This window comes from Micromonospora sp. DT178 (assembly GCF_049841695.1).
In the GTDB taxonomy this organism is placed as follows: Bacteria; Actinomycetota; Actinomycetes; order Mycobacteriales; family Micromonosporaceae; genus Micromonospora.
This window is the reverse complement of the sequence record NZ_JBNCKV010000074.1, coordinates 1-299: the sequence shown is the minus strand read 5'-3', so window position 1 is coordinate 299 and position 299 is coordinate 1. Positions and strand designations below refer to the sequence as shown.

At 66.6% G+C, this 299-nt stretch carries 1 protein-coding gene; it reads right to left on the bottom strand.

All coding sequences use genetic code 11. The features are described 5' to 3' along the window. Positions 1–299 (bottom strand): beta-ketoacyl synthase N-terminal-like domain-containing protein (locus ACLQ22_RS32015; RefSeq protein ID WP_425695604.1); only part of this gene is annotated, 299 nt, incomplete at both ends.

Genomic DNA, 299 nt, shown 5'->3' with positions numbered 1-299 from the left:
AACAGCCGCTGCTGCGGATCCATCGCCACAGCCTCCCGCGGACTGATCCCGAAGAACCCCGCGTCGAACAACGCCGCGTCAGTCAGGAACCCGCCCTTGCGGGCATAACTGGTCCCCGGCCGCGCCGGATCCGGGTCATGCAACGACCCGTCATCCCAACCCCGATCCGCAGGGAATCCATCCACCGCGTCAACACCCTCGACCAGCAACTGCCAAAACCCGTCCGGGTCACCAACCCCACCCGGATACCGACACCCCATCCCCACAATCGCCACCGGCTCATCGACACCCGCACCGAC